2 protein-coding genes are annotated in these 4,735 nt (G+C 55.6%); both read left to right on the forward strand.

Translation table 11 applies throughout. The features are described 5' to 3' along the window. Positions 1-240: hypothetical protein (locus I2E77_RS13510; RefSeq protein WP_195451490.1), on the forward strand; the 240-nt coding region annotated here is incomplete at its 5' end. A 545-nt stretch (positions 241-785) separates the two neighbouring features. Beyond that, on the forward strand, positions 786-4,735 hold a 3,950-nt coding region (locus tag I2E77_RS14195), incomplete at its 3' end, for a glycoside hydrolase family 3 C-terminal domain-containing protein (RefSeq protein WP_195451491.1).

Raw genomic sequence — 4,735 nt, forward strand, 5'->3', positions numbered from 1 at the left:
TTCACCTTGAAGAGAGGCAGCGCATACTGCTTCAAGATGACGGTCGTGAACGGCAACGCCATGACGCCGGGCTTTACGGTCGGCAATGGCGATGTGCTGAAGACGCAGTTCGTGGCGAAGGTCGGCAACGACTACTATTACAGAGTCTATGCCACCGGCACGCCGGGCCAGAGCACGGGCGTTTACACCACCCTGCCGGGCCAGAATGCTGTGAAGCATTGCACGGTAACCATTGGCTAATCTAAAATAAAAGGGAAGGCAGCTTCCCTCTAAGCAACGAGGCCCCAACCCAGGGAGTTCCCAGGGTTGGGGCTTTTTCTGCGCTGTGTTCTGGTCCTTTTCAGGATACGGGCCTGTATTTAGAATATGATTTTTCAGGGAATTACAAAGTTAAAAAGCAACGTGTTTTTAGAAGGTATATAAGGATTTATAGAAAAGAGAATGCCGGTTTTATATCGAAAAACGAAATTTTCTCTGCTTTATTGGGAGAGTTTCCCTCTTTTGCCCGTAAGTCCGTCTGTATCAATTGCGCTTGTTAAAGCAAGGAAAATTTTTGCATAAAATACATATATGTATTGACACAAATGATAAATTATATTACGATTATACATAGAATGAATCGTTCGTCCGATACGATATTATATTGAAATACCTAAAGCACGTTGTGCGGCGTGCTGTTTATACCGGCGGAGGGATTCTCCGTACAAAGCAAATAGAGGGGGGGAGCGCTGCATCAGATCCGCACAATTTATGAAAAACTCTAAAAAAGAGATGGAGGTCAGAAAATGAGTCGGAGAAGAAAAGGCGTAAGCAAACGGGTGCTTTCAGCGGTTCTTTCGGCTGCAATGGTTGCAACGACGATCCCTGCTATGAGCATTACCGCTAGCGCAGAATCTGCCGAGGGAAATATTGAGCTTTCCAGGCAGGTCGCTGCGGACGGCATGGTCCTGCTGGAGAACCGGGACGAAGTATTGCCGGTGCAGCAAGGCACAACCGTGGCTATGTTCGGCCGCGCAATGATCGACTACACGCGCGGCGGCGGTGGCTCCGGCGCAACGAATGTCGATTACACTCGCAATATCCTGCAAGGGATGCAGATCAAAGAGGAGGAAGGGAAGATTTCCCTGTATCAGCCTCTGGTTGACTTCTACACTGAGCAGGTGACGACGAACGGAATTAAAAATGATGCGCAGATCGACGTCACGGACGAAATGATGGACGCAGCAGCGGCAGCAGCGGACACGGCGGTTGTGACCATCGGCCGCTACTCTTCGGAAGGCAGCGACCGTTCTGCGACCAAGGGCGACTACTACCTCAGCGATGCCGAAGAAGAACTCATTACCCGCGTGGCGGAAAAGTTTGACAAGGTCATCGTTGTGCTGAACGTTGGCGCTGTGACAGATACCAGCTGGATCAACGACATCCCGGGCGTGGATGCTGTGCTGGTAGGTTGGCAGGCCGGTATGGAGGGCGGACTTGCGACTGCGGACGTCCTTGTGGGCGACGTGAACCCCTCCGGCAAACTGGTCGATACCTGGGCGAAGTCGTATGAAGATTATCCGAGTGCGGAGACGTTCAACGAATCGACCGGCTATGTAAATTACACGGAAGACATCTATGTGGGCTACCGGTATTTTGAGACCTTTGACCTGGATTACGAGAAGGTCAATTATCCGTTTGGCTACGGCCTGTCTTACACGGATTTCGAAATTTCGAACGTCACCGTAGAATTTGATGGCGACGCCCTCACAGGCACCGCCAATGTTTCGGCAACCGTGACAAACACCGGCGACATGGCCGGCAAAGAGGTTGTACAGGTGTATTTCAGCGCGCCGCAGGCAGGCGAGGGCGAAGCAAAGATGAGCAAGCCCGCCAAGGAGCTGGCAGCGTTCGATAAGACGGACCTGCTCGAGCCAGGCGAGTCCGAAACGCTGAACATGTCCTTCGCAATTTCCGATATGTCGAGCTATGACGACATCGGAGAAACCGGACACAAATCCGCCTATGTGATGGAAGCGGGCAACTACGACATCTATGTCGGCGATTCCATCAAAGACGCGGGCGAGAAGGGTGTGCGCGGCACATACAATGTTGCGGAGACGACCGTCACAGAGCAGCTGACCGAAAAGCTGGCGCCGAAGCAGCTGCCAGAGCGGCTGATGGCGGACGGGAAATACCACCAGATTGAAGTGGCGCCGGAGTTCGACCCGCACCACACGATCGCGGCGGAAGGCCAGACCATCGTGCAGAGCGAAGCCATGATCGGCGGCGATGTGACGGTCGAGGGCTTCTACGACGACAATTTTGAGCGCTCGAGCTGCATCGCCACGATGAATGCGGCGGGCAAATATGCCGAATATGAGATCACGGTGGAAGAGGCCGGTTATTATTCGGTCATGATGCGCTATGCGAACGGCAAGGCGAATCTGAGCAACTGCTTCACCGTGCTGGTGGATGATGAAGCGCAGCCGGGCATCCATTTCAACGCACCGCAGACCGGCGACGGAAGTGGAAAGAGCGAATGGTACAACTTTGCAGACGGCGAGCCGTTCTATGTCTACCTGCCGGAGGGGACGCATACCCTGCGCCTGGTAGCAAACGGCAGCAACCCGAACTACGATTACATGGTCTTCGAAAAGGCGGAGGGAGAGATTTCGGTCCGCCAGAAGATCTCGGCCACGGAGCCGACCCAGATCGAGGCCGAAAACTACGACTTCACCGGCGGAAGCTCTACCGCTGTCCGCACCGAAAGCTTCACAGTAGGCGATTATAACGGCGTGTGCCTTGCCTATATGAACTATGCGGGCAACTGGGTTTCCTATTACCTGGACGTGGAAGAGGCCGGCGAATATGACCTGTACTTCAACGTGGCGAACGGCCGCGCAGGCTTTGACTGGGATGTAGGTGTCGATGTGGACGGCACTGCCGTGGAGGGCGATACCCTCACCGTTCCGCAGACCGGCGACGGCAGTGGGGCGAGCAAGTGGTACAACTTCGAGGATATTGGCCCGGTCACCGTTACGCTGCCGCAAGGCCAGTGCGTCTTGAAGTTTACTTGCTCGGTAAAGGATAAATACCCGAACATTGACTACATCACCTTTACGAAGGTTGACGAGACAGCCGGACCTTCTACCGCTATCGCGCCCACCGCAATGCGTGCAAAAGCAGTTACTGTGAACGCGGCCAGCGAAGAGCCGGAAGAAGACGACAAGATCATGCTGCTGGACGTGTATGAGGGCAATGCGACGATGGACGAGTTCCTCGACCAGCTCACGGACGAACAGTTGATCAACATGATGGGCGGCCAGCCGAACACCGGCGTTGCGAGCACCGGCGGCATGGGCAACCTGATGGAATATGGCATCCCGAATATCATGACGGCAGACGGCCCGCAGGGCATCCGCATCGGCGTCAACTGCACCGCATGGCCGATCGGCACATTGCAGGCCTGCACCTGGGACGTCGACCTGGTACAACGTGTCGGCAAGGCGGCCGCTGTGGAAGCGCGCACCAATGGCATCGACATTTGGCTCGCACCCGGCATGAACATCCATAGAGACCCGCTCTGCGGACGTAACTTCGAGTATTATTCCGAAGATCCGCTGGTGGCAGGCAAGATGGCTGCGGCGCTCACAAAGGGCTGCCAGTCCGAAGACGTCGCCATCTCCCTGAAGCACTTTGCGGCGAACAACAAAGAGACGAGCCGCTCCAGAAGCGACTCCCGCGTATCGGAGCGCGCACTGCGCGAAATCTATCTCAAGGGCTTTGAGATTGCAGTCAAAGAGGCCGATCCGTGGACGATCATGTCCTCTTACAACCTGATCAACGGCACGGAAACGTCTGAAAACACCGAGCTGCTCACGGACATCCTGCGCGGCGAGTGGGGCTTCAACGGCCTGGTAGAGACCGACTGGGGCAACAACTCCAACCACGCCTTCGAGCTGAAGGCGGGCAACGACGTCAAGATGCGCAGCGGTTCCCCGTCCACGCTGCAGAACGCGCTTGACCGGGGCTTCATCACCCGCGACGACCTTGAGAGAAGCGCGGAAAGATTGATGAACCTGATTATGAAGGTCAACACGTTCCAGAATAAGATCGTCAACCCGATCACCGTAGACATCGGCGACAATACGACCTTCAAGGCGGCAGAAAACATCCTGTGGTCTGAGACCGTAAAAGCACAGGCAACGAAAGATGACGGCGGCGGCAACAACCTCGGCTACTGCGAGGCAGGCGCATGGGCAGAGTACCACATCAATGTTTTGACGTCGGGCAGCTACAACCTCTCCGCACGTACGGCATCTTCGGCCGGTTCCGGTGCGTTTAACGTGCTGGTGGACGGCGAGACGGTTGCAAGCTTTGATGTGCCCAACACCGGCGCATATCAGAACTGGGTAACCCAGGGCCCGCAGCAGATCAACCTCGAGGCTGGCGAGCACACCATGCGGATTGAATGGACCGAGAGGGGCTCCAACCTCAACTGGCTGCTGTTCGAGCGCACCGGCGAGCTGGCAACCGAACATGCACTCACCGTTACCTTCCCGGCAACAGTGGAACTGAGCGTGGGCGGCGAGAGCCAGACGATTGCAAACCTGCTTGGCAAATACACAGCCAATGTGATGGGCGGAGATGCCCTTGACCTGACCTTTGCACCGAGAGTGGAAGGCCGCGAGATCGCAGGCGTCACCGTGAACAGCGAAGCCATTGCGGAAGACAGCTTTGACGCTGCCGAGTA

It is taken from the genome of Anaeromassilibacillus sp. 1001302B_160321_C8, from assembly GCF_015554745.1.
GTDB lineage: Bacteria > Bacillota > Clostridia > Oscillospirales > Acutalibacteraceae > Anaeromassilibacillus > Anaeromassilibacillus stercoravium.